General features: G+C 57.1%; 17 protein-coding genes. 12 read left to right on the top strand and 5 right to left on the bottom strand.

The features are described from left to right. Positions 1–201 precede the first annotated feature (201 nt). Complete coding sequence (gene pstS, locus BLV81_RS01045) at positions 202–1245, bottom strand: phosphate ABC transporter substrate-binding protein PstS (RefSeq protein ID WP_092351530.1); 1044 nt, start codon at positions 1243–1245, stop codon at positions 202–204. A gap of 357 nt (positions 1246–1602) precedes the next feature. Here pstS and ppk1 point away from each other — a divergent pair, with 357 nt between their 5' ends. The 7 genes from ppk1 to BLV81_RS01010 all read left to right on the top strand — a co-directional run bounded on the left by ppk1 (position 1603) and on the right by BLV81_RS01010 (position 8337). Then, entirely contained in the window at positions 1603–3744 is a 2142-nt protein-coding gene (gene ppk1, locus BLV81_RS01040; RefSeq protein ID WP_092351528.1) for a polyphosphate kinase 1, read from the top strand. Positions 3745–3770: 26 nt separating this feature from the next. After that, positions 3771–4229, top strand: a complete 459-nt coding sequence (locus BLV81_RS01035; protein WP_092351526.1) for a SixA phosphatase family protein — start codon at positions 3771–3773, stop codon at positions 4227–4229. A 199-nt stretch (positions 4230–4428) separates the two neighbouring features. After that, a complete protein-coding gene (locus BLV81_RS01030) occupies positions 4429–5664 on the top strand; it encodes a polyhydroxyalkanoate depolymerase (RefSeq protein ID WP_092351524.1) in 1236 nt (411 codons plus the stop codon). A 115-nt stretch (positions 5665–5779) separates the two neighbouring features. Continuing rightward, positions 5780–6532, top strand: a complete 753-nt coding sequence (gene rsxB, locus BLV81_RS01025) for an electron transport complex subunit RsxB (RefSeq protein WP_092351522.1) — start codon at positions 5780–5782, stop codon at positions 6530–6532. Next, the gene (gene nth / locus BLV81_RS01020) at positions 6529–7179 is read left to right on the top strand and encodes an endonuclease III (protein WP_092351520.1); all 651 of its coding nucleotides are present in this window, start codon (positions 6529–6531) and stop codon (positions 7177–7179) included. Before rsxB ends, nth begins: the two co-directional genes overlap by 4 nt. Positions 7180–7183: 4 nt before the next feature. Next, entirely contained in the window at positions 7184–7906 is a 723-nt protein-coding gene (locus tag BLV81_RS01015) for a VIT1/CCC1 transporter family protein (protein ID WP_092351518.1), read from the top strand. A gap of 5 nt (positions 7907–7911) precedes the next feature. Next, the gene (locus BLV81_RS01010; RefSeq protein ID WP_092351516.1) at positions 7912–8337 is read left to right on the top strand and encodes a DUF1841 family protein; all 426 of its coding nucleotides are present in this window, start codon (positions 7912–7914) and stop codon (positions 8335–8337) included. A gap of 109 nt (positions 8338–8446) precedes the next feature. On the opposite strand, the gene BLV81_RS01005 is transcribed toward BLV81_RS01010, so the two are convergent. From BLV81_RS01005 to BLV81_RS00995, 3 genes are all read right to left on the bottom strand, one after another. Continuing rightward, positions 8447–8797, bottom strand: a complete 351-nt coding sequence (locus BLV81_RS01005) for a c-type cytochrome (RefSeq protein ID WP_092351514.1) — start codon at positions 8795–8797, stop codon at positions 8447–8449. A gap of 12 nt (positions 8798–8809) precedes the next feature. Next, on the bottom strand, positions 8810–9130 hold the full coding sequence (locus BLV81_RS01000) for a c-type cytochrome (RefSeq protein WP_092351512.1): 321 nt from the start codon (positions 9128–9130) through the stop codon (positions 8810–8812). 467 nt (positions 9131–9597) lie between these two features. Next, entirely contained in the window at positions 9598–11847 is a 2250-nt protein-coding gene (locus BLV81_RS00995; protein ID WP_255364848.1) for a site-specific recombinase, read from the bottom strand. A gap of 128 nt (positions 11848–11975) precedes the next feature. Here BLV81_RS00995 and BLV81_RS00990 point away from each other — a divergent pair, with 128 nt between their 5' ends. Together BLV81_RS00990 and BLV81_RS00985 are read left to right on the top strand one after the other, a co-directional pair. Further along, complete coding sequence (locus BLV81_RS00990; RefSeq protein WP_092351510.1) at positions 11976–12830, top strand: AAA family ATPase; 855 nt, start codon at positions 11976–11978, stop codon at positions 12828–12830. A 34-nt stretch (positions 12831–12864) separates the two neighbouring features. Continuing rightward, positions 12865–14034, top strand: coding sequence for a vWA domain-containing protein (locus tag BLV81_RS00985; protein WP_092351508.1), 1170 nt, complete (start codon positions 12865–12867; stop codon positions 14032–14034). Positions 14035–14077: 43 nt separating this feature from the next. On the opposite strand, the gene BLV81_RS00980 is transcribed toward BLV81_RS00985, so the two are convergent. Continuing rightward, the gene (locus tag BLV81_RS00980) at positions 14078–14917 is read right to left on the bottom strand and encodes a response regulator (RefSeq protein ID WP_176992688.1); all 840 of its coding nucleotides are present in this window, start codon (positions 14915–14917) and stop codon (positions 14078–14080) included. 330 nt (positions 14918–15247) lie between these two features. Between BLV81_RS00980 and BLV81_RS00975 the strand changes: the two genes are divergently transcribed. The 3 genes from BLV81_RS00975 (at position 15248) to parC (ending at position 20780) form a co-directional block, all read left to right on the top strand. After that, positions 15248–17239, top strand: a complete 1992-nt coding sequence (locus BLV81_RS00975; protein WP_092351504.1) for a DNA topoisomerase IV subunit B — start codon at positions 15248–15250, stop codon at positions 17237–17239. Positions 17240–17578: 339 nt separating this feature from the next. After that, the gene (locus BLV81_RS00970; protein WP_092351502.1) at positions 17579–18436 is read left to right on the top strand and encodes a lytic transglycosylase domain-containing protein; all 858 of its coding nucleotides are present in this window, start codon (positions 17579–17581) and stop codon (positions 18434–18436) included. 25 nt (positions 18437–18461) lie between these two features. Further along, entirely contained in the window at positions 18462–20780 is a 2319-nt protein-coding gene (parC, locus tag BLV81_RS00965; protein WP_092351500.1) for a DNA topoisomerase IV subunit A, read from the top strand. The last annotated feature ends 83 nt before the right edge of the window (positions 20781–20863 follow it).

The raw sequence follows: 20863 nt of genomic DNA, 5'->3' as shown, positions 1-20863 counted from the left end.
CATTTGACTCGCGCTCGACGTGCCGGAGATGTTGCGCGTGAAGATCAGATGTATCAAGAATATTCAGCGATACGGACAACTGTTCGACACTTCCCGATCAATTGTCCGCTCTGTATATCTACGTATCTACGACAACCAACATTCGCGAGACGGGTTGAGCCAGCCCAACTCCGTCTCAGCGTACAACTATCTAACTATTGATTACCAGACCGCTTTACCGGCGTTGTCCTTGATCTGGGATTTCCAGGACTCTTCCACCAGCTTGACCACGGAAGCAGGAATCGCTACATAATCGAGCTCAGTAGCGGAGGCGCCACCGTTCTTGTATGCCCAGTCAAAAAACTTCAACACTTCCTTGCCCTTGGCGGCATCAGCCTGGCTTTTGTGAATCAGGATGAAAGAAGCGCTGGTGATAGGCCAGCTGGTCTTGCCGGCTGCATCAGTGAAATCCACAGCAAAACCTGGGGTTTTAGCCCAGTCGGCACCAGCTGCCGCCGCCTTGAAAGTTTCGTCGTCCGGCTGCACGAAACCACCGTCACGGTTTTTCAGCTGGGTATGCTGCAGCTTGTTTTTCTTGGCGTAAGCGTATTCAACATAGCCGATCGAACCCTTGATCTTTTGCACGTTGGCGGCGACGCCTTCGTTACCCTTGCCGCCGACGCCGACTGGCCACTTGACAGCAGTACCGGCACCGACGCCGCTCTTGAACGCAGGGCTGGTCTTCGACAGGTAGCTGGTGAAGACAAATGAAGTGCCTGAACCGTCGGCACGGTACACCACGGTGATGTCGTCAGCCGGCAATTTCACGCCCGGGTTGAGGGCAACGATTTCGGCTGCATTCCACTTGGTGATCTTGCCCAGATAGATGTCTGCCAGCACCGGACCGGTCAATTTAACCTGGCCTGGAGCAACGCCGTCCAGATTCACGACTGGCACCACGCCACCCATGATTGCCGGGAATTGCGCCAGATTGTCGGCATTCAGGTCTTCAACCTTCAATGGCATGTCGGAAGCGCCGAAATCGACTGTCTTCGCTTTGATTTGCTTGATGCCGCCGCCGGAACCGATCGATTGATAGTTCAAGCTGGTGCCGGTTGCAGTTTTGTAGGCTTCAGCCCATTTCGAATAGATCGGGTAAGGAAAAGAAGCGCCGGCGCCGGTGATTTCGGCTGCCATGACTGAAGAAACCGCCAATGTCGAACCCATTGCAAGAACGGCTGCTTTAACGAAGTGATTCAATCGCATTTGTTACTCCCTTATTGACGATAGATGTGGTGTGCCCGAGTCGAGACTGTTGTGAAATTCATCTCATCGCCAGAAAGCAACTACACAACAGCCCCTGAGACAGGGCGAACTCTAACCAACATTTATGACAGCTTTATGACGAGAGAAAAATGAATGCAAATGACATTAAATTATCAAAAACAAATAATAAATTACCAACAATCAACATTGTTGTCGTACGGCATTTATCGGCAGCCGGCCGCCGGACGGTACTAAGCCAGAGTGCCTAAAACCCCGTAACACTTCCATTTTCTTCATCAAGCTGTCATATTCGCTACATACACTGCGCCGTAACTATCAGACCAGCTGCCTGATTTCATGAACAAAAAAACCACGTCGGACGATGACACCAAGCACCCCAGCGCCAGATTAGGCACCAACCCAAGCTATCTGAATCGCGAATTATCACAACTGGCCTTCAACCGGCGCGTCATGGCCCAGGCTGAAGACCGGCATATCCCGCTGCTGGAGCGATTGCGATATTTGTGTATCGTAAGCAACAATCTTGACGAATTCTTTGAAGTCCGCATCGCCAGTTTGCTGGCAAGCAGTCAGATCGACGGGGTAAATGCAGAATCGCCGGCGCTGGCCGCAGCGCTTGAACGCACGAGTCAAGAGTGTCACCAGATCGTCGACCGCCAGTACGCCATCCTGAACCAGACGATTTTGCCGCAGCTGGCGGCCAGCGGTATCCACCTGCTGCGGCACAGCGACCGCAATGAAGAACAGCGGGCGTGGGTAAAATCCTTCTTTGAGCAGGAAATCCGTCCCCTGCTAACTCCCATCGGTCTGGATCCTGCCCACCCCTTTCCCCAGGTATTAAACAAGAGTCTCAATTTCGTCGTCGAAATGGCGGGTAAAGATGCGTTCGGGCGCAGCACCTCGATTGCCATCATCAAAGCACCACGCGTATTGCCGCGGGTAATCAAGCTGCCCGATGCACTATCGCCCAGCGGCAGCTCGTTCTGCCTGTTGTCGTCCATCATCCATGCCCATATAGGCGATCTTTTTACCGGCCGCCAGATATTGGCGTATTCGCAATTCCGGGTAACGCGTAACAGTGATCTCTGGGTCGACGAAGAAGAAGTCAAGAATCTGCGTCAGGCGCTGCAAAGCGAACTGCAGAGCCGCCAGTTCGGGGTTGCGGTAAGGCTGGAGGTGGCGCGCAGCTGTCCGGCGCACCTGGCGCAATTTCTGCTTGATCAATTTGGCATCGCCGCCAACCGCTTGTACGCGGTCGATGGCCCGGTCAACATGGTGCGCCTGTCAGAGATGATTGATCAGATCGGCGACGCCAGCCTGCGCTTCCCTTCATTTGTGCCAGGTTTGCCGCTGCAACTGGAGAACGGCAACGATATTTTCGACCAGTTGAAACAGAAAGATGTGCTGTTGCATCATCCATTCCAATCGTTCCAGCCGGTGGTAGATTTTGTCCGCTGTGCCGCATTCGACAGCAATGTGGTGGCAATCAAGCAAACCATTTATCGCACCGGCATGAACTCCGACCTGATGGAGGCGCTGATTGTTGCCGCTCAGCGCGGCAAAGAGGTGATGGTGATCGTCGAACTGATGGCACGCTTTGACGAAGAAGCCAATATCAACTGGGCCGACAAGCTGGAACGCGCCGGCGCGCAAGTCGTCTACGGCGTAGTCGGACTGAAGACCCATGCCAAGCTGTCGCTGGTGATCCGGCGCGAGCCTGACAAGAACGGCAACGGCGAGCTGCGCTATTACGCCCACCTCGGCACCGGCAACTACCATCCGACCACCACCAAGCTTTACACTGACTTTGGCTTGCTTACTTCAAACCAGAAGCTGGCCGCCGAAGTCAACGAAGTCTTCATGCACCTGACCAGCCTGACCAAGCCCAAGAAAATGGATTACCTGTGGCTGGCGCCGTTCCTGTTGCAAAAAGAAATCATCCGGGCCATCCATAATGAAGCCGAGATTGCGCGCAAAGGGCGGCCGGCGCGGATTGTCGCCAAGATGAATGCCTTGCTGGATGAATCCGTCATCCGCGCCTTGTACGATGCTTCTGCCGACGGCGTCAAGATCGAATTGATCGTGCGCGGTGCCTGCGCGCTCAGGCCAGGCGTTCCCGGCCTGTCCGAGAACATTCATGTGCGCTCCATCATCGGCCGCTTCCTGGAACACAGCCGCATCTATTACTTCCGTAACAATCTGCAGCACGATGTCTACCTGGCCAGCGCCGACTGGATGAACCGCAACCTGTTCCGGCGCGTCGAGGTCGCTTTTCCGGTACTCGATAAATCGCTCAAGAGAAGAGTCATCAACGAGGGTCTTACACCATACTTAAAAGACAATATCAATGCCTGGATTCTCGGAGCCGATGGCAACTGGAAAAAAAACAAGCCGCATCGGAAACAGAAGCCATACGGTGCGCAGCGGCATTTGATGCTCGCTCTGGGCGCGTTGTCACCCGCGCATTCCTCAAGTTAGCAACAAGAAATAAGCAAGGACACAGCATGGACTTGATTCTATGGCGGCATGCGGAGGCGGAAATCGGCGAACCCGACGAGGGCCGCGCCCTGACAGGCAAGGGACACAAGCAAGCCTGGAAAATGGCAGATTGGCTGGACCATAACCTGCCGCACAGTTGCAAGATCATCAGCAGCCCAGCCACCCGCACGTTGCAAACGGCGGAAGCGCTCGGCCGCAAATTCAAGATCCATCCCGACCTCGCTCCCGACTGCAGCGCGCAGCAATTACTGACGGCGGCCAATTGGCCCAACAGCCGCGAACCGGTATTGATCATCGGCCATCAGCCGACGCTGGGCCAGGTTGCCTCCTTGCTGATAGCCGGCCAGATGCAGGAATGGTCGATCAGGAAAGGCAGCGTCTGGTGGATTGCCCAGCGCGAGCGCGGCGACATCACCACCAATTATCTGAAAGCCGTCATGGCGCCGGATCTGATCGCAAAATAAGAAGCTTCAATCGAAAAACCCGCATGCCGTGGTAGCGGTAACCTGTTATATTTGCGAGCAAATCGTTTACCCTATTTTTTTGTTTGCCGTTGTTGTCAAACTACAGGAATTCTGCGACATTTCCTTAGGTAAGATAAAATAGCAGGTAAGTTGCATTATAGGCAACCTACGTTGCACCGGATCACCCAAGAGGCAATACATGCTTTACCAATTTCACGAATTCCGCCAGTCTTTACTCCATCCGCTGGTGCAGTGGGCCGATGCCGGCAGCAGGCTCTTCACCGACCCTATCTCGCCGCTAGCCCATACGCCGTTCGCGCAACGTATCGCCGCCGGTTACGAACTGATGTACCGCCTCGGCAAGCAATATGAGAAGCCTGAATTTGAAATCGACAGCACGCTGATCAACGATAAACAAGTCGGGATAGTCGAAGAAGTCACTGTCACGCGGCCGTTTTGCCGCCTGCTGCATTTCAAAAAAGAATTGAGCAACAAGGATTTCTCCGCTCTCAAGCAGCCGACTGTATTGCTGGTCGCGCCCTTGTCCGGCCATCATTCAACGCTGCTGCGCGATACCGTGCAGGGTCTGCTGCCGGAGCACGATGTCTACATCACCGACTGGACCGACGCCCGCATGGTGCCTGCCAGCGACGGCGCCTTCCATTTGCATGACTATATATATTACGTACAGGATTTCATCCGTCAGCTGGGTCCGGACCTGCACGTGATTTCAGTCTGCCAGCCGACCGTCCCGGTATTGGCCGCGATTGCGCTGATGGCCAGCGCCAAGGATAGCCATCTGCCAAAGAGCATGACCATGATGGGCGGCCCGATCGATCCGCGCAAATCGCCGACCGACGTCAACAACCTGGCCACCGAAAAGCCGTTCAGCTGGTTTGAGAACACCGTCATTTATAGCGTTCCGTCCAACTACCCGGGTTTTGGCCGCATGGTATATCCGGGCTTTCTGCAACATGCAGGTTTTGTTGCGATGAACCCGAGCCGCCATGCCCAAAGCCATTGGGATTTTTACATGCACTTGCGCGAAGGCGACAACGAATCGGCCGACAGCCATCGCAAATTCTATAACGAGTACAACGCCGTGCTGGATATGCCAGCCGAGTACTATCTGGATACCATCAAGACTGTGTTCCAGGATTTCGCCCTGCCCAAAGGCACTTGGGAAGTCGAAGGCAAGCTGGTGCGGCCGCAGGATATCAAGAATGTCGCCCTGCTTACCGTTGAAGGCGAACTGGACGACATTTCCGGCTCCGGACAAACCCAGGCTGCGCACGATTTGTGCAGTTCCATCCCGAAAGCCAAAAAACAACATTTCACTGCCGAGAAATGCGGCCACTATGGTATTTTCTCCGGCCGCCGCTGGCGCGAAGTGATTTGTCCGAAAATAACGACCTTTATTAAAGACAACGCTTAACTTCGTCTGCGGAACACGACAAATCCGCTGCAAAAGCCGTTCCTTCGCCAGGAGCGGCTTTTTTATTTGGCGCTCCGCCTTGGCGCATCGCCGGTTTACTCGGATAATAGCGGCTATGTTGTCATCATCCAGCTCCCCGCCGCCGGCGCCAGCCCTGCCCTCACCTTCCCTCGCCGACCGCATTGAAGCGCTGCTGCCGCAGACCCAATGCACCAAGTGCGGCTATCCGGCTTGCCGTCCCTATGCCGAAGCCGTCGCCGACGGCAGCGCCAGCTACAACCAGTGTCCGCCGGGCGGCCAGCAAGGCGTGGCCCGGCTGGCGCAACTGCTGCAGCAACCGCTCATCCCGCTGAATCCGGCCAACGGCGTCGAACGGCCGCGGCCGCTGGCAGTCATCGACGAAGCGGCCTGCATCGGCTGCACGCTTTGCATCCAGGCTTGCCCGGTCGATGCCATCGTCGGCGCCGCCAAACAGATGCACACGGTGATCAACGACCTGTGCACCGGCTGCGATCTGTGCGTACCGCCTTGCCCGGTCGATTGCATCGCCATGGTCGACGTCAGCGGCGCAAATACCGGCTGGAACGCCTGGACGCAACAACAGGCTGATGAAGCCCGTGCCCGTCACGATTTCCATGTCATCAGGCTGCTGCGCGAAAAGCGCGAAAACGATGACCGCCTGGCGGCCAAGGCGGCGGAAAAACTCAAGGCAGTCGCCGCCGAATCTGCCGCAACGCCAGAGCAGCAAGCTGAACAGCTGCGCAAGAAAGCGATCATTCAGGCAGCTATCGAACGGGCTCGCATGAAGAAGGAACAACAAGACCAGCAGGCAGTCACGGACAACAAGAACGCCAAGGACGCACCATGAACGCCGAAAAACGCCGGGAAATATTTACCCGCCTGCGCGCCGCCACGCCGCATCCAACCACCGAACTGGAATACACCTCGCCGTTTGAGTTACTCATCTCGGTGATCCTGTCGGCGCAAGCTACCGATGTCTCAGTCAACAAGGCGACCCGCAAGCTATACCCGGTGGCGAATACGCCGGCGCAAATCTACGCGCTCGGCGTCGACGACTTGATCCCGTATATCCAGACCATAGGCTTGTATCGCACCAAGGCCAAGAACGTGATCGAAACCTGCCGCATGCTGCTTACCCTGCATGACAGCCAGGTGCCGCGTAACCGCGAACAGCTGGAAGCCTTGCCGGGCGTAGGCCGCAAGACTGCCAATGTCGTGTTGAATACAGCGTTCGGGGTAGCGACGATCGCCGTCGACACCCATATCTTCCGGGTTGCCAACCGTACCGGCATCGCACCCGGCAAGGATGTCGACGCGGTTGAGCGGAAGTTGATGAAACTGGTGCCCGCCGAATTCCTGCTGGACGCCCATCACTGGCTGATCCTGCATGGCCGCTATACCTGCATCGCCCGCAAACCGCTATGCTGGAACTGCAACATTGCCGACCTGTGCGACTTCAAGGCAAAAACACCGTTGCCGGAAAAAGGGATATAAATCTATGCAACAACCTCACTCCCATTCTCATTCCCACTCTCATCCGCATACCGAACATCATTTCGAAGCCAGCGACACCGTGCGCGATATCGTCATCGGCATGGCCGACGGCCTGACCGTGCCGTTTGCACTGGCAGCCGGCATCAGCGGCGTCGCCGTCGGCATCGACATCGTGGTCACCGCCGGCGTTGCGGAAATCGCCGCCGGTTCGATCGCCATGGGGCTGGGCGGCTATCTGGCCGGACGCACCCAGCGTCAGCACTATTACGCCGAACGCGAGCGCGAAGAGCAGGAAATCCTCAACGTGCCGCATCGCGAGCGCAAGGAAGTGATCGACATCATGGCGCAATACGGCGTCACGAAACAGGAGTGCGAACCGATGCTGGCCGGGCTGGAACGTAATCCGATAGCCTGGCGCGATTTCATGATGCGCTTTGAACTCGGCCTGGAAGAGCCGCGCCCGGCCGCAGCCAGAAAAAGTGCTATGACTATCGCGCTGTCGTACCTGGTTGGCGGCCTGATTCCGCTGGCGCCGTACATGCTGATGACCTCGATTCCGAAAGCCCTCGCGGCCTCCAGCGTGGTCACGCTGCTGGCCTTATTTATCTTCGGTTACCTGAAAGGTAGCGTGACCGGCACCGGCGCGCTCAAGTCAGCACTGCAAACCCTGATGGTCGGCGGCCTGGCCGCCGCCGCCGCTTTCGGCATCGCCAGACTGATCAGCTAATCATCATGTTCAATCCATCCCAAGACGACGTACGACGTTTTTTCTGCGCAACCTATCGCAAGCATAAGACCGGAGAAATACTCACGCCGCTGGAAGCCATCGCCAGCGACTGGCTGCAGCAGCATCCCGAGTATGCCGACGACCTGAGAGATGTCGAAGCTGCGCTAAGCGCCGATTACTCGGTCGAAAACGGCCAGACCAATCCTTTCCTGCATCTGTCCATGCATCTGTCGATCGCCGAACAAATCTCGATAGACCAGCCGCCCGGCATACGCGCCGCAGCCAGCGCTTTGACGCAGCGCCTGCAATCGGAGCATGAAGCCCACCATCACATCATGGAATGCCTGGGCGAGATGATCTGGAACTCGCAACGCAGCGGCCTGCCGCCGGACGGTGCCGCCTATATCGACTGCATCAGGAAACGCGTGTAGCCTGCCCGCACGCAGATGAATGAAAAAAACCACGCAATAACGATTGCGTGGTTTTTTACGTTATCCTGCGCCGGATCGAGCTTACTTGTACAAACTTATTTGCGTCATCTTATTTGCGCAAAACCAGAGTCGTCGGCAGGCTGTGCAGGTAGGCCGCAATGTCCAGTACATCCTGGTGCGACAAGGTCTTGGCCTGGCCGCCCATGATCGCATTGCTGCGGCCATTAGGACCGTCGCTACCGCGCTGATAGGCAATCAAGGCATGCTGCAGGTAATCTTGCGGCTGGCCGGCCAGCTTCGGGTAGCTGGGATCGATCGGGGTGTGGAAATCGGCGCCGTGGCAAGACGCGCAGGAATATTTTTTCACCGCGGCTTCGCCTGCTGCGATATTTCCGGCTGCATGGGCATTCACGAATGCGGTGGAAAGCAGAAACGCCACGCCAGCAAAAATCTTTTTCATTGTGTGGGTCCCTTATTTCTGCTGCGAATAATATGCTGCAATATCGGCCATGTCTTGTTCCGACAGACTGGCTGCGATACCGTGCATGGTTGGCATCTTGCGTTCGCCCTTTTTATAGGCGTTCAGCGCATTTTCAATATATTTCGCCGACTGGCCGCCAAGCATAGGCACTTGATAGACTTCCGGGAAGGTAGCTTTATAGCCGGGAATGCCATGGCAGCCGATACACATCGACACCTTGTTTTCAGCTGCCTTAGCGTTGCCGACCACGTCCGCAGCTGCGGCCAGGTTGGCAAGACTCGCGAGCGCGAGAAGTGCAATTAGTTTTTTCATATTAGCTGGGTAATTTGTAGCGAAACCGGTTTAAGGAACTACGCAAAACCTGTGCTGTGGCCGCAATCCCGGCACGATGATGCTCACTGCACTCCTGCACAGCTACGCGTCTCCTGCCGACCCTGCACCGCTCACTACGGTTTTTTGTGGTCCCTTTTACTGCGAACTTGCCGCGAATATTGCCTTAAATACTGCAAGAAATACAGCGCAGGCAACAGATATAGTCCCTATACCTTGCTGCGCATATTGCCGCATTACCGCCGTATTTACTAAAAGGTAGCCCTGCCCGACGCCGACTGCCGCCGCCACCCCACACCAAAACCGGTTAATTTTACCCCAAGAAACATGCACAGTCCACGCCCGCCAACGGCAAGATCGCAGGCCACGACAATCCCGCGACAGTCGTTTGCTGCCGAGTTGGCCGGCTTTGCCGGCGCTATCCGAGGCGGCCGGGCTTGCCGGCCGCCTTACCCGTGACGCCTGCCGGGCCGGCGGTGCGGCGCGGGAGATGGCTCCGGCGGCAGCACGGACTCGTAGCGTTCGGGGGCGTCGCTGCTGACAGTATCAGCGGCGTCAACCTGTAGGGGGGATGATTCCGGTACCGATATAGCCGGTTCGGGAGCCGGTTCGGGAAACAGGAAAGAACGCGGCGAGGCGCTGAAGCGGCGCAGTACTGCCCGGAATACCAGCCGCCTTATACGCGCCGGCACGTTACGTGCGCGCAGAGCCATGGTCAGCGCGCAGGCAAACGACACGCCGACATTCAACGCGCCGATACTGACAATCCCGGCTATCGCCAGCCAGAATTGCGGCGCCGCCAGCACCGGCCAGCCAAGGCTGCTGGCGGCGGCGCTCAGCGTACCCGTGGCCAGCGTCACATGACGCACATCCAGCGGCAATCCAAAAAACTGCGCCAGCACCGGCGTCATCCCCAGCAATAAACCGAGCGAAACATTAGCGGCAATCTGCGCCACGTTGCGGTCCAGCCAGGCGGCCCAGCGCTCGGCCCGCATCGCTCCCAGCACGAATACCAGGCGCCGTTGGTGGGTCAGCGCTTCGCGTAGGCGGCGCAGGGCAAACCAATTGTCGGTAAAACCCGACACCAGGCTCGACAACCACAACAAGATCCCCGTGAAGGCGGCAAACAATGGCGTCGGGCCGATGACGGACAGGCTGTGCAGGCTGGCGCTGGCGTGCTCCGCCGTCATCATGGGGGCGCCGGTAGTCAGCATGATGAGGCCGGATATCAACAGCATGACAGGCACCACCCCCATCATATTGCCGAACACGGCAGCGGCTTGCGAGCGCAGCAGCAAGGCGATTTCGCTCAACAGCGCGCGCAAGCCCTCTACCGTATCCAGCTGTCCCATCTTGGAGGCCAGCACCGGCGCCGTTACCGCCGGCTGCTTGGTGGCCAGCACGCCGCCCACTGCGGAGATGAGCATGAAGCTGGCGGCATAATTCAGGGAAGCGAATATCCCTTCAAAAAACCGGGCCGCGCCGACCGTCGAGAGCAGTGATTTCCCCAGCACGGTAAACGCCGTAATGGCACCGCCGCGACCTGCGGCCTTGAGCATGGCCCGGTATTCCTTGTTGTCGCGCGCAATGTAATGCTCGCCATGATCGGCGTTGCGCTCGACCATCTTACGCGCCAGTAAAGAGAAGCTGCGCCGTATCAATCCGCGTACCGAGGAGCGCTGATGATGCGCGGCGATCAGATCGCCCAGCAGGGCCTGTATCTGCCCGGCGCCTGGCTCTGAGCCCGCGCTTGAGTCAGATGCCGCGCCCTGGCTGTCCGTGTTGTAAATCGCCGAGCGCAGATCGGTCAGCAATGCCATCCGCGTCAGTTGCGCACGCATGCGCTCGACCCGGTAGACAAGGCTGACCGACACGCCATGCTCGTCAAGGTGGGCGTAAATCCTGTCCGTTTGCGCCTGGCAGACCGCAATCAGCATGCGCACGCTGCGCAAAGCGGCCTCGTCCCTCGGGCTGACGTATAAATAGGTTTCCAGTTCCCGCCGCAAGACCATGAACGGGGTTGCCTGCAACGGCATCTTGGGGTCCAGCTTCTGGCGGAAGGCCTTGCTGATGCCGTCCGCCAGGATCATTGTCGCCAGATAGACCAACGCTTCATCGATCTGCTGCTGATAGCTGTGGGCGATACCGTCATCGGCGATCAGCTTCCAGATTTTCGCCACGCTCTGGGTATCCAGCGCCAGCAGCCAGTCGGCATCTTCCGCGGTAGGAAACAAGGCGGTAAACAGGGACGACAAGTCCGCCTCGAACGGCGGTTTCGGCAGCACCAGCTTGACGGCGTGCTCCGTCAGCTCGCTAAAGAAGGCGGGCTCATTCGGCAAGCCGGTGGCGCAAAAAAGCTCAGGTCCGGCGGCCTCGCGCAGGGTTTTCTGCAACGTGGCCTGCACTACCCGGCGCACGTCGCGGTTGTTGTCCAGCCACTCCAGCAAAGAAGCCAGACGCTGCTGCTTGACCCGCAGCCTGGCGTCATCGTCAAGCATGGACACTGCGGGGACATGACGCAGCCATTGGACGATATCGATCATCCAGTTAGCGCGTTCTTGCCAGGAATAAAATGGATTGGCGCGGCGCATCAAAGCGTCGACTTGCGTGGCGTACTGCCGGCTATCGGTTTGCAGGTGCCGTTCGCCATGTCGAAACCGGCGCCACATTACGCGCAAGCGGAGAAACAGAATTTTCATTGGCTTTTCTTATAACGGTGAGAGTGCGGTCGCCTGTGCATCAGGACAACGCCTGGACCAGCCAATCGGCCATCTCGTTTATACTCGGCTTTATTTGCTTCCTAATTGCTTCCTCATCATTAACGACAATGCGACCAGAGACACGTTTTGAAAGTTCCCCCGGCTACGTCGCCACCGACGATCTGAAACTAGCCGTCAATGCTGCACTGACACTGCAAAGACCACTGTTGATCAAGGGCGAGCCGGGCACCGGTAAAACCATGCTGGCGGAAGAAGTGGCCGCCGCCTTGAACATGCCATTGCTACAATGGCATATCAAGTCGACCACAAAAGCCCAGCAAGGCCTGTACGAATACGATGCCGTATCGCGCCTGCGGGATTCGCAATTGGGAGACGCCAGGGTCAAGGACATTCACAATTACATTGTCAAAGGCGTCCTGTGGCAAGCATTCACTGCAGACGAGCAAGTGGTGTTGCTGATCGATGAGATCGACAAAGCGGACATTGAGTTCCCCAACGATTTGCTGCGCGAACTCGACCGCATGGAATTTTACGTTTATGAAACACGTGAAATGGTCCGCGCCAGGCACCGCCCGCTGGTCATCATCACCTCGAATAACGAGAAAGAATTGCCGGACGCTTTCCTGCGCCGCTGTTTCTTCCATTACATCAGGTTCCCGGACAAGGCGACCATGCAGGATATCGTCAACGTCCATTTCCCGAATCTGAAAAAAGACATGCTGGCGCAGGCGCTGGAAACTTTCTACCAGGTACGCGATGTGGCGGGACTGAAAAAGAAACCGTCGACCTCGGAACTGCTGGACTGGCTCAAGCTGTTGCTGGCCGAAGACATCCCGCCGGAAGCCTTGCACAGCAGCGACTCCAAGGCCGTGGTGCCGCCGCTGCATGGCGCCTTGCTGAAGAACGAGCAAGATGTGCACCTGTTCGAACGCCTGGTGTTCATGGCCAGGAAGAATAGATAACCGCCATAGATAACAGTTACAAGCAAAGCACGCCATGCTGATTGATTTCTTCTTCACCTTGAAAGACGCCAAAATCCCGGTGTCGATCAAGGAATTCCTGATTCTGCTGGAGGCGCTGCAGCGTAACGTCATTGCGCCTACGCTCGATAATTTTTATTATCTGGCGCGGACTACGCTGGTCAAGGACGAGGCCCATTTCGATAAATTCGACCAGGCTTTCGGGCGCTACTTCAAAGGCATCCAGACGGTGTTCGAGAAAAACGCGGAAATCCCGCTGGAATGGCTGATCCAGCGCATCAAACGCGAATTGACGCCGGAGCAACAGGCCCAGCTGGAGAAATTCGGCTACGACAAACTGATGGATCGCCTGCAAGAACTGCTTAAAGAACAGAAAGAACGGCACGAAGGCGGCAACAAATGGATAGGCACCGGCGGCACTTCCCCGTTCGGCCATGGCGGCAGCAATCCGGAAGGTATCCGCATCGGTGGCAGCGGCGGCAATCGCACCGCCGTCAAAGTCTGGGATGCGCGCGCTTACCGCGATTACGATGACGACCTTGAACTGGGCACACGCAACATCAAGATTGCCCTGCGGCGATTGCGCAAGTTCGCGCGCGAAGGCATAGCGGAAGAGCTGGCGCTGGACGACACCATACGCGCCACAGCCAACAATGCCGGCTACCTCGACATCAAGATGCGGCCCGAGCGCAAGAACAATATCAAGGTATTGATGCTGCTGGACGTCGGCGGCACCATGGACGACCATATTACCCGCACCGAAGAATTATTCTCCGCCGCCAAAACCGAATTCAAGAACATGGAGTTCTTTTATTTTCACAATTGCGTCTACGATTACGTCTGGAAAAATAATCAGCGCCGCCATGCCGAACGCTTCCCGACCTGGGATATCTTGCGCAAGTACACGCCGGACACCAAACTGATCTTCGTCGGCGACGCCACCATGAGTCCTTATGAAATCCTGCAGCCCGGCGGTTCGGTCGAATATAACAACGAAGAGGCCGGCGCCGAATGGCTGCAACGGTTCACCAAGGCCTTTCCCAAGTTCATCTGGCTCAATCCCGAACCGGAAGGCCTTTGGCAATATCGCCAATCGGTAGAAGTGATCCGCCAGTTGATGAGCAACCGCATGTTTCCAGTGACCATGGATGGCCTGGAACGCGGCATGCGCCTGTTAAGTAAATAAGCGGCAACTGCGGGCAAATAAAGCCGATGCTGTTTGCGTTTTTTTAACGGCGCAACGACAGGAATTTCCCCAGCGCCAGCAATATCTGCGGCTGGTCCAGGTGCCTGCTCAGGAAACCGTCGCATTCAACCTGCCGTGCCCGCGCATGGTCGTAGGCGAAGTCTGTGTCAATCAGGAAAATAACCGCAATCCTGCTACCGTCATGCTGTTGTTTGATGGTGCTGCACAAATCATAGGGATCAACCCTTGCCAGCTGCGGATTGATCAGCACCACCGAGATACTTAGCTGCGTATAAACTTCGGCGGCCGCCTCGGGATTGCCGACCCACTCGACCGGCACCACATGATTGGCCATGGTAATTGCCAGGTCGTCGCGAAACGTCGATTGTTCGTCGATCACCAGGATACGATCACTCTGCGGGGATCTGCAGCGCATGCGTTCATATTCAAGCGGGTCGGTCAAATCCAGATCGAGACGTTCGCGCCGGCGGCGATCCGGCGCATGGTTGAGCAATGCGCCGTCAGCGGGATCTTGCTTGGCCAGCATAATCAAACGCCGCTCGATCAAGGTATCCAGCGCGTCGAACAATTTCAGCCAGCGTATCGGCCGCTCGACGGTGGCGAACGGCAGTTCCACATGGGGTGCGCCGACCAGCAAGGCCGGCTGCAGATTGTTGGGCTCCATGTCGGCCAGGATCGCCAGCGCTTTCAGGTCGTCGGCGTTCACCAGATACAGATCCGGCTCCTGCAGGCTGTCTACGGACAAGCGGTAATATTGTTTCTGGCGCTGTTGCTCGACCGAAAAAGTGGCGTCGAAAATATTGATTTCACGCGCAGAAAACCCGATGAACCGGATGGTGAATGGTGCTTTATGATTTTGCATTCTTTTATGCCCTCCCCCTGCACACGAACTTGGAGAAAACATAATAACAGCGTCTTTATTTAACGTTTATTTTTATCAACATACTGCGTAAAACAACAACATTTTATTGCTGCGCATCAATAAAATAGATGATTAAATAAACAATCCGCCCCGGACGCCCTTGGCTGATATTTCTTTTACCGCATCTTGCTTGCGCAAGCGAACGGCTTTTTCATTAGAATGCGCAAGGACAATAAGGAGTAATCTCTCCCGCAATTGACAATGCTTTGTAAAAGCCTCGCAAATTAGTTCAAAATCAACAACAATTCACATTTAACTCATCACAATTGAATGGCAACCAAAAAATCACCGCAATCTGACTATAGCGAATCATCGATCCGTGTACTGAAGGGCCTGGAGCCGGTCAAGCAACGTCCTGGCATGTACACCCGCACCGAAAATCCGCTGCATATCATTCAGGAAGTGATTGACAATGCCTCGGACGAAGCTCTCGGCGGATTTTGCAAGAATATCCTGGTCACCCTGAATGCCGACGGCAGCGTCAGTGTCGAGGATGATGGCCGCGGCATTCCAGTCGGCATGCATCCGGAAGAGAAAGTGCCGACGGTAGAAATCGTGTTTACGCGCTTGCATGCCGGCGGCAAGTTCGACAAGGGCAGCGGCGGCGCCTATTCTTTTTCCGGCGGCTTGCACGGGGTCGGTGTCTCCGTCACCAATGCCCTCTCCTCGCGTCTGGAAATCACGGTCTGGCGCGAAGGCGGCTTGCATCACATGGTGTTTGCCGACGGCGATGTCATCGAAAAGTTGAAATCGCAAGCGCTCAGCCGCGAAGACAGCAAGAAATCTGGCACCCGCGTCACCGCCTGGCCGAATCCCAAATATTTCGACTCGCCAGCCATCTCGCAACCGGAATTGCAGCGCTTGCTGCGCTCCAAGGCGGTGCTGCTGCCTGGCGTCAAGGTTACCCTGCTCAACGCCAAGAGCGGCGATAGCCAGACCTGGCAATACGATCAAGGCTTGCGCGGCTATCTGATGGAATCGCTGGCGCAGTCCTCCAACGCCGAACCGCTGATTCCCCTGTTCGAAGGCGAGCAATACGCCAATGCCGACGCCGAAGGTTTTGCCGAAGGCGAAGGCGCGGCCTGGGTCGTTGCCTGGACCGAAGACGGCGCCATCGTGCGCGAATCGTATGTCAACCTGATCCCGACTTCAGCCGGCGGCACCCATGAATCCGGCTTGCGTGAAGGCTTGTTCGGCGCGGTCAAAAGTTTCGTCGAAATGCATTCGCTGCTGCCTAAGGGTGTCAAGCTGTTGCCGGAAGATGTGTTTGCCCGCGTCTCCTTCGTCTTGTCCGCCAAGGTGCTGGACCCGCAGTTCCAAGGCCAGATCAAGGAACGTTTGAATTCACGCGACGCGGTACGGCTGGTCTCCACCTACACCCGTCCGGCGCTGGAACTGTGGCTGAACCAGCACGTTGAATACGGCAAAAAACTCGCTGATCTGGTCATCAAGCAAGCCCAGAACCGCTTGCGCTCGGCGCAAAAAGTCGAAAAGAAAAAATCCTCCGGAGTTGCCGTCTTGCCCGGCAAACTGACCGATTGCGAATCCAGCGATGTCACCCGCAATGAACTGTTCCTGGTCGAGGGCGACTCTGCCGGCGGTTCTGCAAAAATGGGGCGCGACAAGGAATTCCAGGCAATCCTGCCGTTGCGCGGCAAGGTACTGAATTCCTGGGAAACCGAGCGCGACCGGCTGTTCGCCAACAATGAAATCCATGACATCGCAGTCGCCATCGGCGTCGACCCTCACAGCAAAACCGACACCATCGATTTCAGCAGCCTGCGTTACGGCAAGATCTGCATCCTGTCCGATGCCGACGTCGACGGTTCGCACATCCAGGTGTTATTGCTGACCCTGTTTTTCCGCCACTTCCCGCAATTGATCGAGCGCGGCAATATCTGCATCGCCCGGCCGCCGTTATACCGGGTCGATGCCCCGGCGCGCGGCAAGAAGCCGGCGCAGAAAATTTACGCACTGGACGACGGCGAACTGGAAGCCATCGAAGATAAATTGCGCAAAGACGGCGTCAAGGACGCCGCCTGGTCTATCTCCCGTTTCAAAGGCCTGGGCGAAATGAACGCCGAACAGCTGTGGGAAACCACGATGAATCCGGATACCCGCAGATTGCTGCCGGTTTCGCTCGGCAATTTCGACCTGGAAGCGTCGGAACACCGCTTCAATATGTTGATGGGCAAGGGCGAAGCCGCGGCCCGCCGGGCCTGGATCGAAGAGCATGGGAACGAGGCCGAGGCGGATATTTAAAAAATTCCCCTTTAATAACTATGGCGCCTTTATCGGCGCCAGCCATCCGCATCGGCAAAACGGTTTATCATGGTCGGAGTTTTACGCGGCTATACTGCGCGCTTGTACGAATCACCGCTTCCATAGCGCAATTCAGCTTGCCGCTCAGCTAGCCGGTTACCCGCGGCTCCGATCATCCCGGCAACATGCATGCACGCCAGAGAAATGTGCCGGCGCCATGCCTATGGGACTGGCTACTGTTCGCAGCCGACTGCATACGCTCACTTGCACATTCAAAGGATATTGCTTTTCATGAAACACGGTAACAATTCAGAACGTCTGACTGGCCATCGATAGCGCATGAAGCAATTCCGCCATCATTTGAGCCGGCTTTTCACAGGTACTCTGCTGACGCTCGCATTACTGACCACGGTCGGCAGCGCGCGCGCGGATATCTTCGGCTATATCGATGCGGACGGCATGGGACATTTCTCGACTGAGAAACTGGATAACCGTTATCAACTTTTCATCCGTGGCGACGGCTTTTTCGACTCGTCCCAGCTAGCCGCCGGCAGTGCCACGCCGCTCGACCCGAAGCTGCGTACCAGCCCCTTGTTCCGCTACCTGTCGCAACATCCGAATCTGAAAAAATACGAAGCGCTGGTAGACCAGGCAGCGCAAGAGTTTGCGCTGGAGCCAGCCTTGCTGAAGGCGGTGATGGCCGCTGAATCCGGCTTCAATCCCGGCGCGGTATCGCCGAAAGGCGCGATCGGCCTGATGCAAATCATGCCGGCCACGGCCGAACGCTATGGCTTGACCGGCGACAGCAAAAAGCCGGTTCAGCAAAAACTCGCCGACCCACGCACCAATATCCGTTTAGGCGCGCGCTATCTGCGCGATTTGCTGAAGCTCTACCCGGCCCAGCAAGAGCTGGTGATTGCCTCTTACAACGCCGGCGAAGGCGCGGTACAAAAGTACGATAACAAGGTGCCGCCGTATCCTGAAACACGTATGTACGTACAACTGGTGCGGCAATTTTACCAACTGTACAAACCGGCATTCGGCCAGCCGGCTGACAGCAACAATGCCGGACTGAAGCGTATCCGCCTGGTAATCCCCGGGCGCAGCAACATGCCGGCTGACCTGCCGCCGGTAGCCGCGACACCGATTCCCCCAGCTGCGGCAATGCCCGCAGCGGCAACGCCTTTTATCGAATAAATACCAGAATAAGCACCGACTCTCCATGACCGACCAAAACGATCTGTTTGCTACGCCAGATGCACCAAGCCCGGACGCTGAATCCTTAACCCTTGCCACCTTCGCTGAACGCGCCTATCTCGACTACGCCATTTCGGTAGTCAAGGGACGCGCCTTGCCCGATGTCTCCGACGGCCAGAAGCCGGTGCAGCGCCGTATCCTGTATGCGATGAGCGAACTCGGCCTGAACGCCGCCGCCAAGCCGCGCAAATCGGCGCTGGTGGTCGGCGATGTGCTGGGTAAGCTGCATCCGCACGGCGATCAATCGGTGTATGACGCTCTGGTGCGCATGACCCAGGATTTTTCGCTGCGTTATCCGCTGGTCGACGGCCAGGGTAACTTCGGTTCGCGCGACGGCGACGGCGCTGCGGCGATGCGTTACACCGAGGCACGCCTGACGCCCATCGCCAGATTGCTGCTGGAAGAAATCGACATGGGCACAGTCGACTTCCAACCCAACTACGATGGCTCCACCGAGGAACCGAAACTGCTGCCGGCGCGCCTGCCCTTTGTATTGCTGAATGGCGCCTCCGGAATTGCGGTCGGTCTCGCTACCGAAATTCCGTCGCACAATTTACAGGAAGTCGCCAAGGCGGCGGTTGCCTTGATCCGCAACCCGGGTTTAAGCCATGCCGAATTGATGCAAATCATTCCCGGCCCCGACTTCCCCGGCGGCGGCCAGATCATTACCTCTGCCACCGCGATTTCGGAAATGTACGAAAGCGGACGCGGCAGCCTGAAGGTGCGCGCCACCTGGAAAATCGAAGACCTGGCGCGCGGCCAATGGCAGGCCGTAGTCACGGAATTGCCGCCTGGCGCTTCCTCGCAAAAGATCCTGGAAGAAATCGAAGAACTGACCAATCCGAAAATCAAGCTCGGCAAGAAAACCCTGACGCCGGAACAGCTGGCGCTCAAGACGTCCATCTTGTCGGTACTTGATACGGTGCGCGACGAATCGGGGCGCGATGCGCCGGTGCGCCTGGTGTTCGAGCCGAAATCGAAAAACCTGGACCAGACCGAATTCACCAACATGCTGTTGGCCCATACCTCGCTGGAAAGCAGCGCCTCGATCAATCTGGTGATGATCGGCGGCGATGGCCGCCCGCGCCAGAAGGGCCTGGGCATGATCTTGCGCGAGTGGATCGCCTTCCGCTTCACCACCATTACCCGCCGCTCGCAGTTCAAGCTGCAAAAAATCGAAGACCGTATCCATATCCTGGAAGGCCGCGAAGCGATCTTGCTGAATATTGACAAGGTCATCAAGATCATCCGCGAATCGGACGAGCCGAAGCCGGCGCTGATTACAGCGTTCAAGCTGTCCGACCGCCAGGCCGAAGACATTCTTGAAATCCGCTTGCGCCAGCTGGCGCGCCTGGAGTCGATCAAGATCCAGCAGGAACTGGCGGAGCTGCGTAATGAGAAAGCTACGCTGGTCGACCTGCTCGACAATCCGGCGTCGATGAAACGGCTGGTCATCAAGGAAATCGAAGCCGACCAGAAACAGTTTGGCGATGCCCGCCGCACGCTGATCGAAGCAGCGGAAAAAGCGGTAGTGGAAACCAGGATCGTCGATGAGGCGGTGACCGTCATCATTTCTCAAAAGGGCTGGGTACGCGCGCGTACCGGCCACGGCCATGACGCCAGCCAGTTCGGTTTCAAAGCCGGCGATGCCTTGTACGGCGCGTTCGAATGCCGCACCGTCGACAACCTGCTGACCTTCGGCTCCAACGGCCGCATCTATTCCGTGTCGGTGGCGAGCCTGCCCAACGCGCGCGGCGACGGCGTGCCGATCACTACCCTGATCGACCTGGCTAACGGCAGCAGCATATTGCACTATTTTGCCGGCCCATCCGATTTAATGTTGCTGCTGGCCAGCTCGGGCGGCTACGGTTTCACCGCCAAGATCGGCGACATGCTGAGCCGGGTGAAAGCCGGCAAATCGTATGTGACGCTGGACGATGGCGATCTGCCTTTGCCGCCGCAGGCACTGACCAACGGCGTCAGCGCCATCGCCTGCCTGTCGGAAAAAGGCCGTTTGCTGGTGTTCGGCCTGGACGAATGCAAATCGCTCAGCAATGGCGGCCGCGGTGTGATCCTGATGGAACTGGAGAGCAACGAGAAATTGCTGGCGGCACAACCGATCAGCCAGCGCGGCGTGCTGGTGACTGGCATCGGCCGTGGCGGCAAGGCGCAGCAGGTGGCGCTGTCGGCATCGGGACTGGCGCCGCATATCGGCAAGCGGGCGCGTAAAGGGAAAATGCTGGAATCGAAACTGAAGCCGGCGACGCTGACTGCGCAGACCTGAAAATGAAAAAGCCGGCTTGAAGCCGGCTTTTTCATTCTGCCAAGCAGGGTGGGCAGTTTTTTTGCCCATCCTACGCAACAGGG

Source organism: Collimonas sp. OK242 (genome assembly GCF_900107095.1).
GTDB lineage: Bacteria > Pseudomonadota > Gammaproteobacteria > Burkholderiales > Burkholderiaceae_D > Collimonas.
Note: the sequence above shows the minus strand (reverse complement) of the source record. Positions and strands in the feature narration are given on the sequence as shown.